Below are 22345 nucleotides of genomic sequence, written 5' to 3' on the forward strand. Positions count from 1 at the left end.
CTCAGTCCTTTCCGTAAGCGGCGATGAAGACGAGCAGGGCCTGCATTTCGCTTTCAATCTGCGCGGCAATGCTGCGGATGCTGTCCTGCTTGTTGTCTGCCGCCGCCGCGTGCAGTTGGCCGGCGAGGGCTGCGAGGGCATCGGCACCGACATTGGCGGCACTGCCTTTTAGCTCGTGCGCCAGCTGTTTCAGCCCCAGGCCGCCGCTGTGGATGTCCAGCCGCAGTCGTTCGCGCCAGCGCAGCAGCGAATCGCGGAAGATGTCCAGCATTTCGCCAATACTGGCCGGGTCGTCGCCAAGGAATTCGGTCAGGCGCTGCACGGTGAAGCTGCCCGGCGCGCTGTTATCGCGGCTGGCCGGTGCGGCATGGCTGCTGGTAGCCATCTGCTGGGGCAGCCATTGCAACAGCAGTGCCTTGAGCCGTGCAAATTCGATGGGCTTGGCCAGGTAGTCGTCCATGCCGGCTTCCAGGCAGATGGCGCGGTCGCCCTCCATGGCATTGGCGGTCATGGCGATGATGGGCAGGTGTCCACCTTGTGCGGCTTCGCTTTCCTGGCGGCGTATGGCCTGGGTGGCCTGGTAGCCATCCATTTCCGGCATCTGGCAGTCCATCAGGATGGCGTCGTACTGTTGTTGGGCGATGGCTTGCAATACTTCGCCGCCGTGGCTGACCACGTCCACCCGGTAGCCCAGCTTGTGCAGCATGCTGGCGGCCACGCGCTGGTTGACCGCATTGTCCTCGGCCAGCAGCAGGCGGTAGTGCTGCACCGGGCGCAGGCTGACCGGCACCACGGCGGCTTCCGGGGTATGCAGGCGTATGCTGCCTGGCGTCCATTGCACGGCCAGTGCGTCCAGCAGCGCCGACTGTTTCATCGGTTTGTGCAATACCGCAATGCCCTGCTGGGCGAGGCTGGCCTTGCGCGTGCCATCTGGTTCGTTCAGACAGACCACCATGGGAATGCCTTCCAGGCTCAGGGTCTGGATGGCTTGCTCCAGCGTGGCATCCGGTAGCGGCTCCACCAGCAGCAGTACATCGGGCTTGTTACCGCTGGCATCCAGCTGGCGCAGGGTTTCCAGCATGCTGGCCAGGCCTGCGGCGCGCTGGTGGGGCAGGGCCCAGCTGTCCAGGTAATGGCTCCATAGCTGCTGGTTGTTGTCGCTGTCGCCCGCCACCAACACCAGGTGCTGGCTTGGCGTGGCCGTTGCATGCAGGCAGCTGTCGCTGCCGGTGGCTTGCAGCGGGATGCTGACCCAGAATTCCGAGCCGACATCCGGCGTGCTATCCAGCCCCACGCTGCCGCCCATGGCTTCGGCCAGCCGTTTGCAGATGGCCAGCCCCAGGCCGGTGCCGCCATATTTGCGCGTGGTGGAGCTGTCTGCCTGGGAGAAGGGCTGGAACAGCCGGCTCTTGGCCTGCTCGGTCAGGCCGATACCGGTGTCCTTGACGCACAGGCGCAACTGGATGCCCTGTTGCTGGGGCTGTTCCAGCGTGGCGGAAACCAGCACCATGCCCTGTTCGGTGAACTTGATGGCATTAGACAGCAGGTTCAGCAGGATCTGCCGCAGGCGGGTCGGGTCGCCTTGCAGGCTGTCCGGTACTTCGGCCGTGGCAAAGCTGGCCAGGGTCAGGCCCTTGCCATGCGCCTTGTTGGCGACGATGTCGACCGTGCCTTCCAGCAGCTGACGCAGCGAAAAGTCGATCTGTTCGATTTCCAGCCCGTCGGCTTCGATTTTGGAAAAATCCAGAATGTCGTTGATGATGGACAGCAGGGTGTCGGCCGACATCTTGATGGTGCGGGCGAAGTCGGATTGCTCGGCGTCCAGCGGGGTGTCCATCAGCAGATCGATCATGCCGATGACGCCGTTGAGCGGCGTGCGGATTTCATGGCTCATGGTGGCCAGGAACTCGCTCTTGGCGCGTGCCGCCGCTTCGGCCGCACGGGTGGCCTGCAGCATCTGCTGTTCGCGCAGCCGGCTGGCGCTGATGTCGGCAAAGGTGGTGACGCTGCCGGCCAGTTGCTGCCTGAGCAGCAGCGGGGTGTTGCTGACCCGTACTTCCAGTGGCTGGCCGTCCTTGCGGAAAAATACTTCGTCGCTGGAGCGGTAGCTGGCCTTCTGCTGTACCGATTGATAGATGGGGCAGTCTTCCAGCGACAGTTCGCTGCCGTCCGCGCGGTGGTGATGGATGTGCTGGTGCACATTCAGGCCATGCAGCTCGGCGAAACTCCAGCCCAGCAGGCGTTCGGCCTCCTGGTTCATATAGGTGAGCCGGCCCTGCATGTCCATGGCGATGATGCCGTCGTCCATATTGTCCAGCAGGGTGGTCAGCCATTGTTCCTGCTTTTTCTGCTGGGTGATGTCGCGCAGCAGCAGACGCAGTGCGTCATCCCCGTCTTGGTCCCCGTTTTCCCTGGGCAGCGGACTGAAACTGGCCAGTACCGACAGGGCCTGGCCGCTGCGATCGCGCATGAGCAGCTCGATGGCCGGGGGGCGCTGGCCGCGGGCGATCAGCGCCGCCTGCTCACGGAAGGCGGCATGACTGTCTTCCGCCAGCAGCTGGAATACATTCAGCGTTGACAGCTCGCCGGCGGTGTAGCCCAGCGTGTGCAGCCACGTCGGATTGGCATACAGCAGTTGTCCCTTGCTGTCGCAGTCTTGAACCAGGTCACCCAGTTGTTCCAGTTGCTGCAGCAGCGCGCCATCAATGTGGTGGCTGGTGTTGCTGTCGCCGGCAGTGGCGGCGACATGGTTGCCTGTTGGCTTGTCTTGCTGTCGCACCGTTAACTGTGCTCCGCGAGGGATGTCGTGTGGCTTAGGGCATGCATGGTGCGTGTGCTCCGCATTTTTGTTCGGGTCAACAACAGCTGGCTGGCGGCTCAGTCTGTCGGGGCAGCCAGTGCGGCGATCAGGCTGTCGCGGGTCAGCGGTTTGGTGACGATGGCGTCAAAGCCGGCCTGCAGCATGACTTCCTGCTCGTCGCTCATGGCGTGGGCGGTGTAGGCGATCAGTCGCAAGTCGTGCCAGCGCGGGTTGCCACGCAGGTGGCGACACAGTTCGATGCCGCTCATGCCCGGCATGCTGATGTCCAGCAGGACACAGTAGTATTCATGTTGCTGCAGCTGTTCCAGGGCTTCGAAAGCACTGACTGCCTGGTCGGTTTTCCAGCCCATGCGTTGCAGGAACAGGCCAGCCACCTTGCGGTTGATCTCGTCGTCGTCCACGACAAGAATGGTGTCCAGCACGCTCATTCTTGTTTTCCTTCCAGGGGAATGCTGACGTGGAATACGGTGCCCACGCCGACTTGTGATTCAAAGCCTACCTTGCCGGACATCAGCCGGACCAGTTCCTTCACCAGGGCCAGCCCCAGCCCGGAGCCACTCTGGGCGCGGGTCAGGAAGGCATCGGCCTGGCGGAAGCGTTCGAAGACCAGTTGTTGTTGCTCAAGCGGAATACCGCAGCCGCTGTCGCGGATATCCAGCTGTAATTCATGTGCGCTGACGCGGGCATCGATCTGGATGCTGCCGTGCTCGGTAAACTTCACCGCATTGTCCAGCAGATTGTTCAGTACCTGGGTCAGCTTGGTGCGGTCGAGCCGGAAGCGGTCCGGGCAGCCCTCGGCCTGACGGTAGTCAAGCATCAGCTGCAAGCCCTTGCCCTCGGCCTGTGGTCGGTACAGTTCGACGGTGTCGCGCAGCATCGCCGCCAATTGTACCTCGACAATTTCCATTGGCATGCGGCCGGCTTCGATACGTGCCATGTCGAGAATGGAAGTGACCAGCTTCAGCAAATGCTGGCCGCTCTTGTGGATCATGCCGGCGGTTTCCAGATCCGCCGGATCACTCAGGGTGGTTTGCAGGAATTCCGAGCAACCCAGAATGCCGTTCAGCGGCGTGCGCAACTCGTGCGACATGTGGGCGAGGAATTCCGACTTCATGCGGTTGGCAGACTCGGCCTGTGCCTTGCTGTTTTTCAGGTTGGCCGCCATGTGGTACATCACATAGCCGGCCAGGCATACCAGCAGCGACATGATGGCGGCGACGGTGAAGTAGGCATTGCGGTGCTCGTAATAGTCCGCCATGGCTTCCTGTTCGCCCACGCCCATCAGCACCGCCAGCGGGTAGCCTTCCACCGCGCGGAAGCTGACCGTACGTTGTATCTGATCGATGCTGCTCAGTTGCTGGTAGGCACCGTGGTCATGCCCGGGCCATTGCTTGAACAGCCCGCTGCTGTGAATATCCATGCCGATGCCGGTAGTCTTGGCACTGGTGCGGGCGCGCACGATGCCATCCTGGCCCACCAGCGTGACCACACCGGCTTTGCCCAGATCGAGGTCTTTGTAGAAGCTGGTAAAGTAAAACGGGTCGACCGACACCACCACCACGCCGCCAAAGCTGCCATCCGGCTTGTTGATGCGGCGGGTAAACTGCAGCGACCATTTCTTCGAGGCGCGGCCCTGTACCGGCTTGCTGATGAACAGCTGGCCGCTGTCCTTGGCAATATGCACCTTGAAATGTTCGCGGTCGCTCAGATCAACCCGCTTGAAGTTGGGCACGCTGGACATTTCCAGCATGCCATCCGGCCCGATGACGGCAATCTGCACAAACAACTGGCTCTGGATGATGCCCTGCTTCAGATAGTGCGGCAGGTCCATCTTGTTGCCTTCGGACTCGTACTCGTATTTCAGGAAGAGCACCGACTGGTCGACGGCGCGGATGGTGCGCGAGATGTGTTCTTCAAACACCCGCACCATGTTTTCGCTTTGCCGCTGCATTTCCAGCCGGCTGCGGGCATGGTCGGTATTGACCTGCCATAGCACCGCACTCCAGATCATGGCGATCAGGAACAGGCTGAATAGTGGAATCACCCATTCCAGGCTCAATCTGCCCAGGCTGTGCTGGAACAGCCCGGCCATGCCGTGTTTCTCTTGTTTCATCTTTGCCCCGCTTGCTGCTTCTGCCCGAAGAAACAGCCATGTCTTTATTTTTTGATTATTGGCCGCGAAGCTGGCCGCTGGCAGAGGAGTGCCTGTTGTCGTAGCTGGTTCCCGCGCTCAACACCCCTGTGCCCTTGGCTGCGGCTTTATCGGCCATCCCGCCATGCCAGAATGGTAGTGGCTGCCGCTAAATCGAAGTTTGATTTAAGGCATGCCCATGTCTTTTTATAGAGTTTAACTTTAAAAACCGGTAGGGATTAAACCGGCTAGCAGCTTAAATCAAGGCCCATAAAGCCAGCATCACCCCAAGAATCAGTACCCCCATCAGGATTTGCGAGGTATTGCGCTCTCTTTGCAGGGCCGACTTGATGCTGCTATAGGACGACTCCAGCCGGTTGACCTTCTCTTCCAGCGCGGCACGGGTTTCATCCTGCAACGCCAGCGATTGCAGCATGGCTTCGCCGCCCACTTCCTGAATGTGCTCCTTGTCCCACACGCCCAGCAGGCGGCTGACCTTGTCCTTGAAATACAGGCCGGTGCGCTGTGCGGCATCCTGCCAGTCAAACTGGAAGCCCTGGCTGGCATAGAAGGCATTGCGGCGCAGCTTTTCTTCTTCGCTGGCATTGCCGGTGATGCCAATCAGGCCCGGGCTGATGGCGTATTCAGGGTAGGCACCCTTGACCCAGCTGATGGTCTGGGCAAACAGAAAGGTATCCAGCCCGAGCCCGGTAAAGGCTTCCGTACAGTTGACGCCGTTTTTGGGGCCGAAGGTGACCGAGCGGCTAGGGTGGTCCACCCGCACCCAGGCGCAGTTGTAGCTGGTGTGAAAGCGGGCGTCGTCATTGGCGTAATGTAGCCACTGGTTGCCTTCGGTACGGGCAAAGCCACGGAATTGCAGGCGGAAGAAATCTGATTGACCTGTCATGGCGCGGCTGCGGTGCAGAATGCCGTATATGGGTAGCCCGCTGGCGGTCAGCGTCAATACCGTTTCGCCCAGCGGCATGGCCAGGGTGGCGAGGGTGCTCTCGTTTTCCGGCGCGCGCAGTTCGACTTCGGGCTGCGGCACTGGTTTGCTGGTGTTGGCAGGCGTATTCATGCGCTAATCATAGCGTAATCATGCTACAGCGTTGTGCAGGAAATCCTGAATTCGGTGCGCTTACGGCTAGATTTTGGTGCGATGCAGCAAGAAATGGCCGGCCACACAGTTGAAATACTCTGAAAATCACGGGGAAAAAGCTGGCACGGTGTTTGCATATAGCACAGTGCATCCCCGGTGGCGCCGGGTTTGCGAGTGAGTCTGTCCCGTTGCAATCTGCGGCTTTAATCGTGCATCAAGCCAGGCCTGGGTAATATTGCCCAGGCCCTTTTTTTATCCACGCCGTGGTGGAGCAGGGGGTAGGTCCTGGTCCGAGCCGATTCCCTGTCTGGCCAATTCCTGTCATCTGCGCAATCTGCGCGACTTGGCGCATGGCGAGCTTAAAGCAAACATAGGTTCTGTATCCGCTGACGCGGATGATGATTTTCCTGCCGCGTCCGCACGGCGGCGGAGAAGGAGCCTTTGTTTGGCCAAAGGCCCCTTCCAACCCCAAATGCCACCCCACAAGCATGGCCTGCGGCTGCCCGACAGGTCCCGACCGCCGCGAGGCGCGCCTGAACTCGCGATTTGCTAGCGTCAAATCGCTTAAACAGGGCAGGTGCTTACTTAGTTCGCACCAGTCACCCGTCGGCATGCTTGACGGGGCCCGTGGCGTATTGATGCGCTGCTTGCGATAGCGAATAACTGCGTAGATGGGGTACTGATACAGGTCAGGATTTTTCCATGTCAATGCGCTAGCATGACTGGTATCGGCCAAGAGCAGTCACCCACCACCACTGACTAAACTCAAACGAAATTACTCTTTCATTAAATCCAGAAATCCAGCGAGGGTAGGTATGTATTGTGGAAGCACCATTTTGGGTTGGTCTGATTTGATTTTTGGTGTGTTCGGCATTGTGGATGATAGCGATATTTTGATTCGTGGTGCAATTCATGCATAAGGAAGCAGTTGCAAATTTATAAGTGGCCTCTCGCTTCTGTTTTTGCGATTTTTTAGCCCAGCAGTTGGGTTGGTCGCAGCAGGAATTATCTATTTTTCACTAGGTGTGCGTGCAGTTTTTATTGATTGCTTAATGCTGATGGATAAATAAAAGTTTCCGCTGTATTGTCCATCTGAACACAAAAATTCTTATTTTTCATTCTTGTTAACTGCTAATTTATTTTCGGCAATATCAATGAAGTTTGAATTTCATTTTGGTTGGGAAGATGATGAAAGAGCTATGTTTTGTTTTTTTACTATTTTTTGGCTATGCTTTTCTTGTCAATAAAAGCATTACCCTTGCAAGCAATAATTTCACAAATAGGGCGCTGCAATTTATTGCAGTTGTGATTGCATTGGTGATTGCATTAACTGCGATCCTTATGCTTGGCTATGCATTTTTCTGGGTAAAAACTCCACCTGTCAGACCTAAGTCTGTGCTAATTATTTTTGCAGAAAATGTGCAACTACCGATTTTTTTATTTTTCCCGACTTCACTAGCATTCATCACTGCATTTGTTCTTAGAAAAAAAGAAAAATACACTCGTCAATACTGGGTGCAGGTCATTACCATCTTTGCAGCTATTTTCTCACCTATTGGCCTGGTTGTTTCTGGTAGTGCTTTGGCTGGTACTTGGTTTTGATTATGCAATCGACATATTTAGACTGTTGTGCTCTGGTAGACTGCAGTTGGCCGGAAAGGAAGTTCAGATTATCTGTTCGGAAAAATAAATGCTTGTAAGGCTTGAGCTGATTTTTTTGTGGTTGGAGTCAATTTTTTGCAATTGGCAACACCTAAGATAATTAAGTTGTTGATTCTAGGTATTACACTTAGATATTAAGTTCTCAATTGGCACGGTTCAATATAGGCCAGGTAAGTGCACGGGAGGGAATTCTAGAATTTTATTGATTGATAATAATTTTTATGATTACAAGGACGCTGTGGCTTGTGGCTACTCCGACTGTAGCTTGCGTTTTTTCAAAGAACACCGCGATTAGTCTGTGGAAAAATTTTTCAGACAAAATTGGTTCCAAAGTAAAATTGGGCTGGGTTCGTATGAGGGGTGTCAATGGTAGAGTGGTATTTTCCATTGAGGCTGACGGTGTTGCTGTAGAGTCTTATGATAGTACGATTTTAAAGTATGAAGTGCGGCGTCAGAAAGCTCGTGACTCAACGGCCAATTATGCTATTTTTATTATTTTTGCAATTGTTATTGGTTTAATATTGTTATATTTGTCTGGGGTGGACGATAATATTAATAAGTAAGTTTCATGTGCGTGATCGATAGTCAGTCACTTTGGGTCGTTTCCGGTCACTTCCAAGGCGCTGCATGTGCAGCAGCCTTTGCACATCCATAGCTTTCGCGTTGCCCCTTTCTACAGGGCAATGTCCGTCTACGGCCGGATGTACACAGTTATGAAAGACTCACAAGGGAAAGCTGCGAGCCGTTCTGGTGTCAGTGTTCAAACACCTAGCCGCCTTGAAGGAAAATCAATATGATTACTCGTAATTGACATATCAAAAAACCAACCACGGATTCAGTTATGTTGCAACTACTTTTTGGGTTTCTGTCTTTCGCTTACTTGATGTTATTGGGCGAGCGACTTATTCCTGGGCTTTATAATATCGACTGGAAATACGATAGGTCACGCTGGCGATTCAGCCGAATGCTTGAATTTCTACCCGCTAACAAAATTGTGAGAATAGTCTCACTGCCAGTTATCGGGTTTATCACGCTTCTCACGCTGCCATTATTTCTTGATTTCCCCTATGCTTTCATTGTGACCATAGGCATGCTGGTGCTGTTTTTTGTCACATGAAGCCATTTCAACATTAGGAAAAACTGCGTGTGCTAATGCTCCGTGTTCAAGCAGCCAGTCCCTTATCTCATCTTTGTCAAAAAAATCAAGACGACACTAATCGTAACGTATGCCACCACCAGCCTCTGAAGCAGGGTAATCAGTTTGGCGAGCTGATTCCCTGCTTTGGCTTGCTGGCGAATGTCTTTTTCCAAACTGTAGCCAGGGCGTACGACTTTGCACTTTTTGGTATCGGGCAAATAGAGCAGTATGAGTAGTGCGTACACCACGATGAATAATGCCATCAAAATCTTGCCCATGCTGGAATCTGCCTAACATCAAGTCGAAAGCAGAAATCCCATTTTCAGTAATTCGACTTTGGCACACGAAGTCACCCACATCTCCCGACTTTTCCCACTTCACCTACGCCACCCTTGGGCCCCGTCAAGCATGCCGACGGGTGGCCGGGGCGAGGTGTTAAGCGCCTGCCCTGTTTGAGCGATTTGACGTTAGCAAATCGCGAGTTCAGGCGCGCCTCGCACCGGGCGGGACCTGTCGGGCAGCCGCAGGCCATGCTTGTGGGGTGGCCTGGGAGGTGAAGGAGGGCTTGGCCAGGCAAGCCCTCTTTCCCGTCCGCCGCGCGGAAGCGGCACTCAAATCATTATCCGCGTGAGCGGATGCAAACTCTGGTGATTTCCACCGCGTATACCGATACATCCTGGCATCCCCCTGCCTGGCGGCGGGTGCTGTCCGCCTTGGCAGGCTTGATTGGTGTCCGGGGCGAGCTGGCTCAGGCCCGCAACAGCGGTAGTCGCTCGAAATGGCCGCCGAATAGCTGGCGGGCGTCCTTGCCCCACCAGTCTTGCACCACGGTGCTGTACAGCTGGCGAAAGTCGATGGCATAGGGCAGGTTGCCATCCGTCACGCCCGCCAGTAGCGGTGTCTGGCCGTACAGGCCGCCCTTGACCCGGCCGCCCAGCATGAAATGACTGTTGGCGGTGCCATGATCGGTGCCGCGATTGCCGTTTTCGCGTGGCCGGCGGCCAAACTCGGCATAGCTCAGCACCAGGGTATCGTCCCAGCGGCCCTGTGCCTGCAAACGGTGTTGCAGCAAGGCCAGGCCGTCGGCCAGTTCGCCCAGCAAGCGGGCCTGGGTGGGCTGCTGGTTGCCGTGGGTGTCAAAGCCGGTGAGGGTGATGCGTGCCACCGCGATGCGGGTGCCGTTTTGCAGGATGTCAGCGAGAGTGTTGATGGCCTGGGCAAAGCCGCCTGCTGCCTTGGGCGGCGCGGTGGGGGCATCGGCCGGATTGGCCGCTGGTTTCATTGCGGGTTGTTGCAGGGCATTGGCTGCGGTACGGATATCGCCCTCCACCTTGAGAATGTGCGACAGCGCGCCGCTGTGTGCGCCGGCCTGCTGGTCTGCTGCCAGCTTGGCCTGACGGGCGAAGTCCTGCGGGTTACTCAGCACCACGGCGCGCGCTCCGCCATCCAGCGGCCCCAGGTTCTGGCTGGACAGCACGACGCCGTCGGCAGCAAAGCCGGCCGGTACCGGCTGGCTGCGAAACAGCCGGGTCAGCCAGCCTTCGCCCAGATACTGGTTGCTGGCCGAGGCCGTTTCCCAGATTTCGATGGAACGAAAGTGCGACAGATTGGGCTCGGGATAGCCTACGCCTTGCAGCACCGCCAGCTGGTGGTTTTGCCACAAGGGCAGCAGGCTGCTCATGGCCGGGTGCAGGCCGATCTGTTCATTTAGTTGCAGTACTTGCGGCCGGGGAATACCGATGGCGGGGCGCAGGCGATAGTAGTCATCGCTGGCGTAGGGGATGACCGTATTGAGCCCGTCATTGCCACCTTTTAGCTCGATCAGCACCAGCAGGCGCTGGTAAGCGGCCGGTGCCAGTGCATAGCTGAGATTCGGCAGTACTGAAACCAGCAGGCCGGCCCCCATGGCCTTGAGAAATTCGCGGCGTTGAAACATGGCAGAGTCCCTGGTAGTGGTTTCAATGAACCTGGTAAGCCGGGTCCAGCAGCAAGGGCGCAATGGCTTGTGCGCCGCTCATGCCTTCCGGCAGCGGCTGGGCCGGTGGCACGGCCAGTAGCAGGCGGGCGCTATCGGCTGCAGTACGGATATGGTAGATGGCGGTCCACTCGTCTGGTTGCAGCTTGATCGGGCGCAAGCCGGCCTGGATCATCCGCTGGATACGTGCCTCGCGCCCGCGGGCTTCGTCCATCTGGCTATCGGCTTTGACGAAGTTGTTGCGAATGGGCGCGGCATCATGACTGAGGCGGTCCAGAAACTGCTTGCGCGTCAGCAGGGTGGCGCTGTTGATCCATACTTCGCCACCGGGCCAGCCTTTGACATTGGGCGGGTTGAACACGTCCTGGCCCAACTGGCGGTTGAGCCCGGCCAGCGCACGCCAGTCCGGCGGGGTCAGGTCGAAGGTCACCAGCGTGCCCACGGTCAGTTCCAGCGGGGACTTGATCAACTGGCCCTGGCTTTGCCAGAAGGCCGGTGTCAGCAGCATGGCGCGCAGCAGCGGACGGATTTCGTAATTGTCGCGGTAGAACAGCGCGGACAGGCGCTGGATGTCGGCCTCGTTCGGGGTGGGCGACACCAGGGTTTTCCACAGCTTGATGGTGACAAAGCGCGCGGTCTGCGGTTTGCGCAGCAGCATGTCCAGCACGTCGTCGCCATCGAAATTGCCTTGCTGGCCGAAGATGGTTTTGTCGCCGTTGTCATGCTGATTGGGGCGGTAGACAAACTGGAAGTCCTTGTCCAGCGACCAGCCGGTAAAGGCACGCGCGGCTTCGCGGATGTCCTGCTCGCTGTAATGGCCTTCGCCCAGGGTGAACAGCTCCATCACTTCGCGGGCAAAATTCTCGTTTGGCTGGCCCTTGCGGTTATTCACCGTGTCCAGATAGCGCATCATCGCCGGATCGCGGGCGATGGCGTGCAGCAGCTGGCCGAAGTTGCCCAGTGCCTGATGGCGCAGCAATACATTCTGCTGATACATCAGTTGCGGCACGCCCACCTTGTCCAGCCCGGAAACAAAATGGTTATGCCAGAACAGGGTCATCTTTTCCGTCAGCGGGCTGGGCGTGCTGCGCATTTCTTCCAGCCACCAGCCACGCAACTCTTGCGCATGTTCGTTGCGCTCTTTTTGCAGGGCTTTCTTTTCGTCTTCGGTCAGATTGGGTTTGCCGGGGTGGTCGAATGGTTCATTGACCCAGGCGGGCGGCGCGCTGAGGGCGCTGTACACGGCATGATCCAGCAGCCGGTCCACTGCCTGTTGGCGGCCCAGTGGGGCATACAGGGCGATTTGTGCCGGATTGGCACCAAAGCCGGTGCGCGACAGCAAGTGACGTGCCCCTTCTTCGCCAATGCCGGCCCAGGCGGTGAGCGGCAGCAGGCAGAGCAGGATCAGGCGGATGGCTGTTTGCGCATGCGATTTCATGGAAAAGGCTCGCTCTTCGGTATAAGGCAGGCCGGCCAGAGCGTGCTCGGCCACCGTGGCCGGCTAGCTTCTGGCCGGTAATTGCTTGGAATATGGCTGAAGTTTACTTGCCGATTTCCTTGCTGACCTTGTTTTCTTGCTGATTCAGGTTTCTTTGTTCCTGCTTGCTGATGTGGCCATGATTTTTACGGGCATCGGCACGTTCCTGCTGGCGGATGGCGTGGTCCTGTTGGTGCAGTTCGCGGGCTTGTTGTTTGCTGATTTCACCTTCCTTGCGTTCCTGGTGGATGCGCTTGTCCTGATTGGCCAGACGGTGGTTCACTTCAGCGCGGCGCGGGTGCTGCTTTTGCCATTCGGTTGCGGCCGAGGCAGTGCTCGACAGGGTGGCGAAGGTGAGAGCGGACAGGCTGATCAGCATGATGTGAGCGGACAGTTTCATGATTTTGTTCCTTGGGTTATCGGCGAGTGCTGCGGTTTGAACAAGCGTGCTGTTGTTGTGAATTCATCATGGGGGGAAAGTGTGTACAATTCGTTTTCTGTTTGCTGCGGGCTGTTAATTTTCGTGAATAAACGGTAACGCCTTGTAAGCAAGCATGTCGGCAGGTATCTGTAAGGATGCCGCCAATCACCAGGGGTGCCCCTAGCGGGCTGAGAAACACCCTAGAACCTGAACTGGATAATGCCAGCGGAGGGAGCGTGATGCAGAAGGCCCCACCATCTGTTGTTCCGCTTGCTCCGGCGATTGCGCCTTGTCGCACGGAGAATGTCATGCAGTTGTTCAAAACCACTAGTCTCATCAGCGCGCTGCTGCTGGCCGGCCTGAGCCATGCCGCCGAACTGCGCGTGCTTACCCATAGCTCGTTTGCCGTGTCCAAGCCCTTGCTGGCGGAGTTCGAGCAGCAGAATGGCGTCAAACTCAGCATCATCAAGGCCGGCGATGCCGGCGAGATGGTCAACAAGCTGATCCTGACCCGCGCCAATCCCATTGCCGACGTGGTGTACGGCATCGACAACACCATGATGGGCAAGGCCGCTGCTGCTGGTGTGTTGTTGCCGGAAGCTGCAGAGCGCAAGTCCGGCCAGCCGCTGCTGCCGGGTGCCACCAGCATCGACTATGGCTATGTCACGCTGAACTACGACAAGGCCTGGTTTGCCAAGAAGCAGCTGCCGCTGCCCAAGACCCTGGACGACCTGACCCGTCCGGCCTACAAGGACCTGCTGGTGGTGGAAAATCCGGCAACTTCCAGCCCCGGTCTGGCTTTCCTGCTGTCGACCATCTCCGCCATGGGTGAGACCAAGGCCATGGCTTTCTGGGCCAAATTGCGCGACAACGGCGTCAAGGTGAGCAAGGGCTGGACCGAGGCCTATTACACCGACTTCTCGCGCAACGGCGGCGCGCGTCCCATCGTGGTGAGCTATGCCACCAGCCCGGCGGCAGAAGTGTTCTATAGCAAGGAAAAACTCAGCACCTCGCCCACCGCCAACCTGCTGCTGCCTGGCGCGGTATTCCAGCAAGTGGAAGGCGCTGTGCTGGTGAAGGGCGGCCAGCAAGCCGCGCTGGCGCGCAAATTTGTTGCCTTCCTGCGCTCGGACGCCGTGCAGAAGGATATCCCCACCACGATGTGGATGTATCCGGTGCAGCCTGGCATCGCGCTGGATCCGGTATTCCAGCATGCCGAAAAGCCGGCAACCCACACTACGCCTGACCAGCAACAGATTGCGGCCAAGAGCGCCGGCTGGGTCGGCAAGTGGACACGCATCGTGCTGAAGTCCGGCCAGTAATGCCCACCGCGAGCACGGTTCCTGACATCCTCAGCCCGCGGCTGATCCTGCGTCACCTGACGCCTGCCATGCTGCAGGCCAGCATGGAAGCGCGGCTGGCCGAGGCGGCGCGCTGGCTGGGTGCCCCCTTGCCCATCAGCTGGCTGGAAGAAGCGGCGGTGATGTCGCTGCGGCTGGAACAAATGGAAAACGAGCCGGAGTATGCGCCGTGGTCGATGCGCGCCATGCTGCGGCGGGAGGATGGCCAACTAGTGGGCCATATCAATTTCCATACCTGTCCCGGTCATGCCTATCTGCGGGGGCGTGGTGATGTCGAGCTGGGCTATACCGTGCTGCCGGCTTTCCGGCGCCAGGGTTATGCCACCGAGGCGCTGCTGGCCTGCGCCGGCTGGGCGGTGGAAACCGCCGGGGTGAAGCGCTTTGTGCTGTCCATCAGCCCGGATAATCTGCCCTCGCAGGCGCTGGCCGCCAGCCTGGGTTTCCAATGGCTGGAACGGGTGGACGACCCGGAAGACGGTCCGGAAGACGTGCTGGTTGCCGACTGGCCTTTTACCCGGCAGCGCCATGTCTGAGCGCGGCCGTCGTGCAGGGCTGGCGTTATTGCCGCTGGCCTTTTTGCTGCTGATGTCCATCCTGCCCTTGCTGCGTTTGTTGCAGGAAGGGCAGGGCGCGGTGTCCGCCGACCTGTTTGCCGACCGCTATCTGCAATGGCGCGTGCTGTGGTCCTTGCTGCAGGCCGCTGCCAGCTGTGTGGCCGCCTTACTGATCGGCCTGCCGATTGCCTGGTGTCTGGCGCGCTATCGTTTTCCTGGCCGCAGCCTCAGCCTGCGCCTGCTGATGCTGCCCTTTGTCATGCCCACCCTGGTGGCGGCCATGGGCGTGCTGGCGCTGTTCGGGCCGCAGGGCTTGCTGGGGGTGAATCTGCAGGACACGCCCTGGCTATTGCTGTATGGCAATCTGTTTTTCAATCTGCCGTTGGTGATCCGCGCCGCCTGCGAAGGGCTGGCGCAGATACCGGCCAGCCGGCTGGCTGCCGCCCGCACGCTGGGTGCCACGCCATGGCGGGTGTTCTGGCGGGTGGAATGGCCGGCGGTGCGGCCCTGGTTGTTGTCCGCCTTGTGCCTGGTATTCCTGTATTGCTTCTCTGGCTTCGGATTGGCGCTGCTGCTGGGTGGGCAGCGCTATGCCACGGTGGAGGTAGAGATCTATCAGCTGGTGTCCTACGAACTGAACCTGGCCGATGCCGGCGCACTGGCGCTGTTGATGCTGCTGGTGACCGGGGCGGTGGCCATGCTGTATGCCTGGCTGGAGCGCCGTCTGGCTGCGCCGCTAAAGGTGGACCCGGTGCTGCCGCGCCGTCCGCAGGGTCTGGAGTGGCTGCAACTGGCGGCGGCGCTGGCCTTGTTGCTGCTGTTTGCCGGCCTGCCTCTGCTGGCGGTGCTGTGGCGCGCCATGCAGGCGCTGGCTGCTTCCGGTTTCAGCCTGCTGCACGACGAGGAAGTGCTGCTGGCACTGGGCAACTCGGCCCGTTTCAGTGCCATGGCCGTGCTGCTGGCTGCGGTGCTGGGCTGGCTGCATGCCCTGGCGGCGCGCGGTAGCTTGTGCTTGCGGGCACTGGCCTTTCTTCCTTTCGTGGTGTCGCCAGTGTGCGTGGCGTTTGGCCTGTTGCTGCTCTACCCGCAGTGGAGCGCCAGTCTGCCCCTGCTGCTGGCCAGCTATGCCTTGCTGGCCTATCCCTTTGTGGCGCGCAGCCTGGCTGGTGCGCTGGACAGCCTGCCACGTCACTGGCCGCAGGCCGCACGCAGTCTGGGGGCCAGCCCCTTGCGGGTGTTTGCCCGTATCGAATGGCCTTTGCTGCGGCCGGCCTTCCGCCGTGGCTTGGCCTTTGCTGCGGCTACCGCATTGGGTGAATTTGCCGTGACGCTGTTTTTGTCGCGGCCGGAATGGCTGACCCTGACCACGCTGATCTACCAGCGGCTGGGCCGGCCAGGGGCCGACAATGCCGCCAGCGCCATGCTGCTGGCCTGTCTGTTGATGTTGCTGGCGCTGCTGGCTTTTCTGATGATCGAATGGCCGTCTGCCGCCGAACGGCAGTTGCGCAAGGAGTCCTGACATGTTGCAACTGGATGGCGTATGCAAGCGTTTTGGCCACAAGCTGGTGGCCGACCAGCTCAGCCTGACCCTGGAGGCCGGCGAAGTGCTGGCCTTGCTGGGGCCATCGGGCTGCGGCAAAAGCAGTTTGCTGAAAATGATTGCCGGGCTGGAGCAGCCTGATGGCGGCCGCCTGTCGTTTGCTGGTGAAGACCTGGCCGGCGTGGCGGCCGAGGCAAGGCGTTTTGCGCTGATGTTTCAGGACTTTGCCCTGTTTCCGCATCTGGATGTGCTGGGCAATGTCTGCTTCGGCCTGATCGAGCATGGGGTAGCGCGAGCGGTGGCCCGGCAGCAGGCGCTGGCCTGCCTGCAGCAACTGGGGCTGGCCGGCATGGAGGCGCGCAAGGTGTGGACGCTCTCCGGCGGCGAACAGCAGCGGGTGGCGCTGGCGCGGGCCTTGGTCACCCGGCCACGGCTGTTGCTGCTGGATGAGCCGTTTTCCAGTCTGGATGCGGATTTACGCCGGCAGTTGCAGCAGGAATTCCGCCAGCAGTTACAGCAGGCGGCCATTCCGGCGCTGTTGGTCACCCACGATAGGGAAGAAGCATTCGCCCTGGCCGACCGGGTAGCGGTGCTGCGGGAGGGGCGCATTGTCCAGTGCGCCACCCCGGCTCAACTGCTGGCGGCACCGGCCACGCCCTGGCTGGCGCGCTTTATCGGTTACGAAAACGTGCTGGCGGAGGGCGTGGTGCCAGAGCAGGCCTTGCGGCTGGGGCCGGAGCAGCCGGCGACGGCGGTGCGGCGCATCATCCAGCTGGCGGACGGCGTGCGGGTGACGGTGGCCAGTGCGGATGGCGAGCTGACGCTGACCCTGTCTGCGCGCGAAGTGCAGCAGTATGCGGCCGGGCTGAATATCGGCAGCCTGTTGCATGTCGGTATCGACCGTGCCGCCATGCTGCCTTATTCCGCAGCCTGCTGATTAAGAGCGGCGAACAAAATAGCGTAGCGTCCCTGGGGCAAGGCGCGCCGACGCAGACAGTACAAAGAGTACGGCAAGGAGGCGCAACGCAGCAGCAGGGTTTTTGTTAGCGGCTCTAACTGGCCAGCTCGGCGACCGGCTGGCATACATCTACCCAGCTGCCAGCGGTGATGTCGGCCATCAGTGCCGGGCTGATGCGCACCGCGCTGTGAATGGCACCGGCGGCGGGAAGTACTTCGTCGAAATCCTGCAAAGAACGATCCAGATATACCGGCAGCGGCTGCGCCAAACCAAAGGGGCAGACCCCGCCCACCGGGTGGCCGGTCAGCGCGACGACCTCTTCCAGTGCCAGCATCTTGCCCTTGCCAAAGGCTTCCTTGAATTTGCGGTTGTCGATGCGGGCATCGCCACGGGTGACCAGAATGATGACCTCGCCGCTGTTCAGGCGGAAGGACAGGGTCTTGGCGATGCGCCCCGGCTCCACGCCGTGGGCTTCGGCGGCCAGCGCCACGGTGGCGGTGCTGACTTCCAGTTCGATGATGAGGATATCCAGATTGCGGGCGGCGAAGAAATCGCGAACGGATTGCAGGCTCATGATCAAAGGCTAAATAGCATGGTATTGACGGCACTCCACACTAAACGCTGACCGGCAGGCTGGCAAGACGCGCAGCCAGCCGGACGGGCTTCAGTGCCTGGCGACTTCACTCAGCTTGTCGCTGATGTCCTGCGCGGTGGCAGCCTGCTCTTCTGCTGCATTGGCGATTTCGACCACGAAATTCCTCATCTGGTGGATCTCATCGACAATGGCCACGATGGCGTTTTCGGCATTGCTGAAGTCCTGTTCGGTGGATTTTACCTGCAGGCGGCCGCTGTCCATCGAGTGGATGCTGGTGTTGACCTCCTGCTGGATGTCGCGAATCATGCTGCCGATTTCCTGGGTGGCCTTGGTAGTGCGCTCGGCCAGTTTGCGTACTTCATCGGCCACCACGGCAAAGCCACGGCCCATTTCGCCGGCGCGTGCCGCTTCGATGGCGGCGTTTAGCGCCAGCAGATTGGTCTGATCGGCAATATCCTTGATCACGCTGACAATCTGGCCAATGGTTTCCGATTGTTTGCCCAGCGATGTCAGATTGTCAGCGGTGTGGCTTACCAGTTCGCTCACCGATTTCATGGCGGTAGCGTTGTTCTGGATCATGCTCTTGCCATCCTGCGATCTTCTCAGCATTTCTTCCGATGAGTCTGAGGCCGAGGCCGTGCGCACGGCCACCATTTCAATGGTGGCACTCATGGCCTGCATATTGCCTGATAGTTCTCCTACACGTTCTTCCAGAAAAGTGCGCCGCTGGTCATTGGCATCACGCAAGTTCTGGGCTTCTATCTCGGATGAAATGTCCTGAAAACTGGCCATGAAACAGAGCAGCTTGCTGCTGTCCTGATCATCCCAGATGGGAAAGACCTTGGTCTTGAAGGTGACGCTGCCTACCGGAATCAGTGCTTCATGGTGAGTAATACGACGTGCGGCAATGTCTTGCAGGATTTGGCGGATGCGGTCGGGGTCGCGATGAAACTGGTGGATGCTGTGCTTGAAGGCATTGTTGACATCCACGCCAGCGCGGAATTTCTTGTTCATCATGCTGCGGTGACTGGCCAGCACATCGCGCGCGGTGCGGTTCATGTAGAAGATAGTGTTATCCGGCGTGGTGTCTGCCAGCATGATCAGATTGTCGACATAGTCCAGCATTGCCGTGAACTGGTGTAGCTGTTGCTTGCTCTCCTGCTGGTCCTGCTTGGTGGTGCCAAATCCGAACATGATGCACTCCTGTCAGTGACTTGCCGCTGAGCGATCATGCCTGCCACACAGTGCTGGCCATGGGCAGCTCAAGCAGCTGGCTGATTTAGATGTAAACAGCTTTAATTAAAGTGCTGCGATAAAAGCGTACTAAATTAATCAGGTATAAGGCACTGCTTAATTGAAAATCAAGGTTGAATCGTTGTGGCCTCTCTGCCGGTACAGGTTGACAGCGCCGCCTTGCCGCTTGGCAAGATGGGGAGGGCGTCATTCCGGCAGCGCCAGCATATGGGTTTCCTTCACTTCTTCCATCACCACATAGCTGCGCGATTCATTGGCATTGGGCAGTTGCAGCAGGATTTCCCCCAGCAGCTTGCGGTACATCGACATGTCGGGGATGCGTGCCTTGATCAGGTAGTCGTATTCGCCGGATACCAGGTGGCATTCGAGGATTTCCGGGATGTTCTGGATTTCGCGGCGGAAGGCGTCGAAGATATTGCCAGACTTGGCCGACAGCTTGATCTCCACGAATACCAGCAGCGATGCGCCCATGGCATGGGGATTGAGGCGGGCGTAATAGCCCTCGATCACCCCGTCGCGTTCCAGCCGGCGCACTCTTTCCGTACAGGGCGTGGTGGACAGGCCCACCTTTTCCGCCAGCTCGGTCATGGCAATGCGGCCGTTTTTTTGCAGCCATTTCAATATCTTAAGATCGATCTTGTCCAGCTCGCGCTCGTGGGTGTGTTTTACTTTCATTATTTCACTGCCAATCTTTAATTTGAAAGAGTTATTAATTAGCAAATTGTTTTATTTTGGTGAAAAAAACTGCATTGAAATAAATATACTACACAAAATCACTAAGCACATGATGCGTAGCACGGAGAAAGAGGAAATGAAGGTAATCGTACTGGGTGGCGGCGTAGTAGGTGTGTCTACTGCATGGTATCTGGCCAAGGCCGGCGTTGAAGTCACGGTGCTGGAGCGCCAGGAAGGTGTTGCGCTGGAAACCAGCTTTGGCAATGCCGGCCAGATTTCCCCTGGCTATTCCGCCCCCTGGGCTGCGCCTGGCATCCCGGCCAAGGCGGTCAAGTGGATGTTCCAGCGTCACGCCCCTCTTGCCATCCAGCCGGATGGCAGCGTTTACCAGTTGCAGTGGATTGCCAAGATGCTGGCCAACTGCAACGAACAATCCTATGCCCTCAACAAAAGCCGCATGATGCGCCTGGCTGAATACAGCCGCGACATGATCAAGGAGCTGCGTGCCGAAACCGGCCTGGATTACGAAGGTCGCCAAGGCGGTACCCTGCAGCTGTTCCGTTCGCAAGCCCAGGTGGAAGGCATGGCCAAGGACATCGCCGTGCTAAAAGAGTGCGGTGTGGACTTCAATGTGCTGGACCCGGACGGCTGTGCCCGTGTCGAGCCGGCGCTGGCCAAGGTCAAGCACAAGCTGACCGGCGGCCTGCAACTGCCGAACGACGAAACCGGCGATTGCAATCTGTTTACCAGCCGTCTGGCGGATCTTGCTGCGGCCAAGGGCGTGAAATTCCGCTTTGGCGTGAATATTTCCGCTATCGAAACCCATAACGGCCGCATTAGCGGTGTGCGCATCGGCGACGAAATGCTGACTGCCGACCACTACGTGGTGGCGCTGGGCAGCTACTCGCGCGATCTGCTGCAAAACCTGGGCATCGACATTCCGGTGTACCCGGTCAAGGGCTATTCGCTGACCGTGCCGATCACCAATGCCGCCATGGCACCGGTATCCACCATTCTGGACGAGACCTACAAGGTGGCCATTACCCGCTTCAACGACCGCATCCGCGTGGGCGGCATGGCCGAGCTGGCTGGCTACAATCTGGACCTCAATCCACGCCGTCGCGAAACCCTGGAAATGGTGGTGGGCGACCTCTACCCGGATGGTGGCGATATTCCCGCAGCCACCTTCTGGACCGGCCTACGCCCGATGACCCCGGATGGCACGCCCATCATCGGCGGCACCCGCTTTGCCAACCTGTCGCTCAATACCGGTCACGGTACGCTGGGCTGGACGATGAGTGCAGGCTCCGGCAAGGTGCTGGCCGACCAGATCGTCGGCGTACAGCCGGACATCAGCGTGGATGGCCTGTCCATCCAACGTTATGCCAAACGCGGCGAAAAGCTGGTGGTACCAATGCACAGCAGCACCGCCGTAGCCGGAGCCTGAGCGCATGCGCCCGCTGATTGCCAGCATCCGTCTGGAAAACCTGCGTCATAACTATCTGCTGGCCAGGCAACTGGCCGGTGGTCCGACCCTGGCCGTGATCAAGGCCAATGCCTATGGCCACGGTGCGCTGCGCTGTGCCCAGGCACTGGCCGATGTGGCCGACGGTTTTGCCGTGGCCTGTCTGGAAGAAGCCATCCAGCTGCGCGAAGGTGGAGTGACCCTGCCCATCGTGCTGCTGGAGGGTGTGTTCGAAGCGGCCGAGCTGGCTGATGTCGAAGCGCATGACCTGTGGTGCGTGGTGCAAAGCCCGCAGCAGCTGGACGTGGTGCTGCAGGCCAATCCGGCCAAGCCTTACACCGTGTGGCTGAAGATGGATTCCGGCATGCATCGCGCCGGATTCTTCCCGCAGGATTACGCCGCCGCGCACTGCAAGCTGATGGCCAGCGGCAAGGTGGGCAAAATCGTCAAGATGAGCCACTTCGCCCGTGCCGACGAGCCGCAGCTGTCTGCCACCCAGGCCCAGCTGGAAGCCTTTGATAGTGTTTGCCGCTATCTGCCGGGTGAGGAAAGCATTGCCAACTCCGCCGGCATCCTCTGCCATGAGCGCGCCCATCGCCAATGGAATCGCGCCGGCATCATGCTGTATGGCGCTTCGCCGCTGCCTGCCGGTTTCGAGCAGGGCGCAGCGCTGAAGCCGGTGATGCGGCTTACCTCACAGGTATTTGGTGTGCGTGAGCTGGCGGCTGGCGAGCCGGTAGGCTACGGTGCCAGTTTTGTGGCCGAGCGTCCTACCCGTGTGGGGCTGATCGCCTGCGGTTATGCCGATGGCTACCCGCGCCTGGCGTCTACCGGCAGCCCGGTGGCCATCGATGGCCTGCGTTCGCGCGTGATTGGCCGGGTGTCGATGGACATGATGACGGTGGACCTGACCGACCTGCCGCAAGCCGGCATCGGCAGCGAAGTCGAGCTATGGGGCGACACCGTACATATCAACGAAGTGGCGGCCCAGGCCGGCACCATCTCCTATGAAGTGCTGTGCAATGTGAAGCGTGCCCATTTCCAGTACTGCTGAATTTCCTCGTGCTTTGTGTAGTGCTTTGTCTCTCGCCCGGTGATGCCGGGCATTTTTTTGTCTGCTGCTGTGGTGTACCGCGTAGCGCTGCTGATGTGAGCAGGTGATGGCTCATGCTTTTTCTGGCGGGGCAGGCCAGGCAAAAGCTCAGTAGAACTACGCATT

At 58.9% G+C, this 22345-nt stretch carries 20 protein-coding genes and 1 riboswitch; of the genes, 9 read left to right on the plus strand and 11 right to left on the minus strand.

Going from position 1 to position 22345, the window contains the following annotated elements; genetic code table 11:
- Position 1 precedes the first annotated feature (1 nt).
- The 4 genes from DBR44_RS03410 to DBR44_RS03425 form a co-directional block, all read right to left on the minus strand.
- Positions 2 to 2779 carry a PAS domain-containing hybrid sensor histidine kinase/response regulator gene (locus DBR44_RS03410; RefSeq protein WP_124642084.1) on the minus strand — a complete coding sequence of 926 codons (2778 nt, stop codon included), beginning with the start codon at positions 2777 to 2779 and terminating at the stop codon, positions 2 to 4.
- A 98-nt stretch (positions 2780 to 2877) separates the two neighbouring features.
- Positions 2878 to 3249 (minus strand): response regulator, encoded by a 372-nt coding sequence (locus tag DBR44_RS03415; RefSeq protein ID WP_124642086.1) that lies wholly within the window; start codon positions 3247 to 3249, stop codon positions 2878 to 2880.
- Positions 3246 to 4934: an ATP-binding protein gene (locus DBR44_RS03420; protein ID WP_124642088.1), complete on the minus strand. Its 1689-nt coding sequence runs from the start codon at positions 4932 to 4934 to the stop codon at positions 3246 to 3248. The genes DBR44_RS03415 and DBR44_RS03420 overlap by 4 nt, the downstream gene beginning before the upstream one ends.
- A gap of 274 nt (positions 4935 to 5208) precedes the next feature.
- The gene (locus DBR44_RS03425) at positions 5209 to 6030 is read right to left on the minus strand and encodes a hypothetical protein (protein WP_124642090.1); all 822 of its coding nucleotides are present in this window, start codon (positions 6028 to 6030) and stop codon (positions 5209 to 5211) included.
- 1206 nt (positions 6031 to 7236) lie between these two features.
- On the opposite strand from DBR44_RS03425, the gene DBR44_RS03430 reads away from it, so the two are divergent.
- From DBR44_RS03430 to DBR44_RS03440, 3 genes are all read left to right on the plus strand, one after another.
- Positions 7237 to 7653: a hypothetical protein gene (locus tag DBR44_RS03430; protein ID WP_124642093.1), complete on the plus strand. Its 417-nt coding sequence runs from the start codon at positions 7237 to 7239 to the stop codon at positions 7651 to 7653.
- 305 nt (positions 7654 to 7958) lie between these two features.
- Positions 7959 to 8276 carry a hypothetical protein gene (locus DBR44_RS03435; protein ID WP_124642095.1) on the plus strand — a complete coding sequence of 106 codons (318 nt, stop codon included), beginning with the start codon at positions 7959 to 7961 and terminating at the stop codon, positions 8274 to 8276.
- 278 nt (positions 8277 to 8554) lie between these two features.
- On the plus strand, positions 8555 to 8830 hold the full coding sequence (locus DBR44_RS03440) for a hypothetical protein (protein WP_124642097.1): 276 nt from the start codon (positions 8555 to 8557) through the stop codon (positions 8828 to 8830).
- 62 nt (positions 8831 to 8892) lie between these two features.
- Here DBR44_RS03440 and DBR44_RS03445 read toward each other — a convergent pair whose 3' ends face one another.
- The 4 genes from DBR44_RS03445 to DBR44_RS03460 all read right to left on the minus strand — a co-directional run bounded on the left by DBR44_RS03445 (position 8893) and on the right by DBR44_RS03460 (position 12703).
- The gene (locus DBR44_RS03445; protein ID WP_124642099.1) at positions 8893 to 9129 is read right to left on the minus strand and encodes a hypothetical protein; all 237 of its coding nucleotides are present in this window, start codon (positions 9127 to 9129) and stop codon (positions 8893 to 8895) included.
- Between the two features lie 470 nt (positions 9130 to 9599).
- Positions 9600 to 10787, minus strand: coding sequence for a DUF1501 domain-containing protein (locus tag DBR44_RS03450; protein WP_124642101.1), 1188 nt, complete (start codon positions 10785 to 10787; stop codon positions 9600 to 9602).
- Between the two features lie 22 nt (positions 10788 to 10809).
- On the minus strand, positions 10810 to 12318 hold the full coding sequence (locus DBR44_RS03455; protein WP_233578340.1) for a DUF1800 family protein: 1509 nt from the start codon (positions 12316 to 12318) through the stop codon (positions 10810 to 10812).
- A gap of 49 nt (positions 12319 to 12367) precedes the next feature.
- On the minus strand, positions 12368 to 12703 hold the full coding sequence (locus tag DBR44_RS03460; RefSeq protein ID WP_124642103.1) for a hypothetical protein: 336 nt from the start codon (positions 12701 to 12703) through the stop codon (positions 12368 to 12370).
- 181 nt (positions 12704 to 12884) lie between these two features.
- A riboswitch (TPP riboswitch) is annotated at positions 12885 to 12976 on the plus strand.
- 56 nt (positions 12977 to 13032) lie between these two features.
- Between DBR44_RS03460 and DBR44_RS03465 the strand changes: the two genes are divergently transcribed.
- From DBR44_RS03465 to DBR44_RS03480, 4 genes are read left to right on the plus strand one after another with little or no spacing between them, the layout of a single operon-like run.
- A complete protein-coding gene (locus DBR44_RS03465) occupies positions 13033 to 14046 on the plus strand; it encodes a thiamine ABC transporter substrate binding subunit (RefSeq protein WP_124642105.1) in 1014 nt (337 codons plus the stop codon).
- A complete protein-coding gene (locus DBR44_RS03470; protein ID WP_124642107.1) occupies positions 14046 to 14618 on the plus strand; it encodes a GNAT family N-acetyltransferase in 573 nt (190 codons plus the stop codon). Before DBR44_RS03465 ends, DBR44_RS03470 begins: the two co-directional genes overlap by 1 nt.
- Complete coding sequence (locus DBR44_RS03475; protein ID WP_124642109.1) at positions 14611 to 16158, plus strand: iron ABC transporter permease; 1548 nt, start codon at positions 14611 to 14613, stop codon at positions 16156 to 16158. The genes DBR44_RS03470 and DBR44_RS03475 overlap by 8 nt, the downstream gene beginning before the upstream one ends.
- Before the next feature lies 1 nt (position 16159).
- Complete coding sequence (locus tag DBR44_RS03480; RefSeq protein WP_124642111.1) at positions 16160 to 17116, plus strand: ABC transporter ATP-binding protein; 957 nt, start codon at positions 16160 to 16162, stop codon at positions 17114 to 17116.
- 115 nt (positions 17117 to 17231) lie between these two features.
- Here the strand turns inward: DBR44_RS03480 and DBR44_RS03485 are convergent, their stop codons facing one another.
- The 3 genes from DBR44_RS03485 to DBR44_RS03495 all read right to left on the minus strand — a co-directional run bounded on the left by DBR44_RS03485 (position 17232) and on the right by DBR44_RS03495 (position 19661).
- The gene (locus DBR44_RS03485) at positions 17232 to 17711 is read right to left on the minus strand and encodes a YbaK/EbsC family protein (RefSeq protein WP_124642113.1); all 480 of its coding nucleotides are present in this window, start codon (positions 17709 to 17711) and stop codon (positions 17232 to 17234) included.
- A 90-nt stretch (positions 17712 to 17801) separates the two neighbouring features.
- Positions 17802 to 18926, minus strand: a complete 1125-nt coding sequence (locus DBR44_RS03490) for a methyl-accepting chemotaxis protein (RefSeq protein WP_124642115.1) — start codon at positions 18924 to 18926, stop codon at positions 17802 to 17804.
- A gap of 246 nt (positions 18927 to 19172) precedes the next feature.
- Positions 19173 to 19661: an Lrp/AsnC ligand binding domain-containing protein gene (locus tag DBR44_RS03495; RefSeq protein ID WP_059284521.1), complete on the minus strand. Its 489-nt coding sequence runs from the start codon at positions 19659 to 19661 to the stop codon at positions 19173 to 19175.
- A gap of 136 nt (positions 19662 to 19797) precedes the next feature.
- On the opposite strand from DBR44_RS03495, the gene DBR44_RS03500 reads away from it, so the two are divergent.
- Positions 19798 to 21108 carry a D-amino acid dehydrogenase gene (locus DBR44_RS03500; protein WP_158613550.1) on the plus strand — a complete coding sequence of 437 codons (1311 nt, stop codon included), beginning with the start codon at positions 19798 to 19800 and terminating at the stop codon, positions 21106 to 21108.
- Positions 21109 to 21112: 4 nt separating this feature from the next.
- Positions 21113 to 22180 carry an alanine racemase gene (gene alr / locus DBR44_RS03505; RefSeq protein ID WP_124642117.1) on the plus strand — a complete coding sequence of 356 codons (1068 nt, stop codon included), beginning with the start codon at positions 21113 to 21115 and terminating at the stop codon, positions 22178 to 22180.
- Positions 22181 to 22345 lie beyond the last annotated feature (165 nt).

Source organism: Aquitalea sp. FJL05 (assembly GCF_003852595.1).
Taxonomy (GTDB): domain Bacteria; phylum Pseudomonadota; class Gammaproteobacteria; order Burkholderiales; family Chromobacteriaceae; genus Aquitalea; species Aquitalea aquatilis.

Excerpts from the sequence above, each read along its gene's own strand:
- DBR44_RS03485 (WP_124642113.1), bottom strand. The coding sequence starts at position 17,711 with ATGAGCCTGCAATCCGTTCGCGATTTCTTCGCCGCCCGCAATCTGGAT.
- DBR44_RS03445 (WP_124642099.1), bottom strand. The coding sequence starts at position 9,129 with ATGGGCAAGATTTTGATGGCATTATTCATCGTGGTGTACGCACTACTC.
- DBR44_RS03425 (WP_124642090.1), bottom strand. The coding sequence starts at position 6,030 with ATGAATACGCCTGCCAACACCAGCAAACCAGTGCCGCAGCCCGAAGTC.
- DBR44_RS03490 (WP_124642115.1), bottom strand. The coding sequence starts at position 18,926 with ATGTTCGGATTTGGCACCACCAAGCAGGACCAGCAGGAGAGCAAGCAA.
- DBR44_RS03440 (WP_124642097.1), top strand. The coding sequence starts at position 8,555 with ATGTTGCAACTACTTTTTGGGTTTCTGTCTTTCGCTTACTTGATGTTA.
- DBR44_RS03475 (WP_124642109.1), top strand. The coding sequence starts at position 14,611 with ATGTCTGAGCGCGGCCGTCGTGCAGGGCTGGCGTTATTGCCGCTGGCC.
- alr (WP_124642117.1), top strand. The coding sequence starts at position 21,113 with ATGCGCCCGCTGATTGCCAGCATCCGTCTGGAAAACCTGCGTCATAAC.
- DBR44_RS03470 (WP_124642107.1), top strand. The coding sequence starts at position 14,046 with ATGCCCACCGCGAGCACGGTTCCTGACATCCTCAGCCCGCGGCTGATC.
- DBR44_RS03500 (WP_158613550.1), top strand. The coding sequence starts at position 19,798 with ATGAAGGTAATCGTACTGGGTGGCGGCGTAGTAGGTGTGTCTACTGCA.
- DBR44_RS03495 (WP_059284521.1), bottom strand. The coding sequence starts at position 19,661 with ATGAAAGTAAAACACACCCACGAGCGCGAGCTGGACAAGATCGATCTT.
- DBR44_RS03430 (WP_124642093.1), top strand. The coding sequence starts at position 7,237 with ATGATGAAAGAGCTATGTTTTGTTTTTTTACTATTTTTTGGCTATGCT.
- DBR44_RS03415 (WP_124642086.1), bottom strand. The coding sequence starts at position 3,249 with ATGAGCGTGCTGGACACCATTCTTGTCGTGGACGACGACGAGATCAAC.
- DBR44_RS03450 (WP_124642101.1), bottom strand. The coding sequence starts at position 10,787 with ATGTTTCAACGCCGCGAATTTCTCAAGGCCATGGGGGCCGGCCTGCTG.
- DBR44_RS03460 (WP_124642103.1), bottom strand. The coding sequence starts at position 12,703 with ATGAAACTGTCCGCTCACATCATGCTGATCAGCCTGTCCGCTCTCACC.
- DBR44_RS03465 (WP_124642105.1), top strand. The coding sequence starts at position 13,033 with ATGCAGTTGTTCAAAACCACTAGTCTCATCAGCGCGCTGCTGCTGGCC.
- DBR44_RS03420 (WP_124642088.1), bottom strand. The coding sequence starts at position 4,934 with ATGAAACAAGAGAAACACGGCATGGCCGGGCTGTTCCAGCACAGCCTG.
- DBR44_RS03480 (WP_124642111.1), top strand. The coding sequence starts at position 16,160 with ATGTTGCAACTGGATGGCGTATGCAAGCGTTTTGGCCACAAGCTGGTG.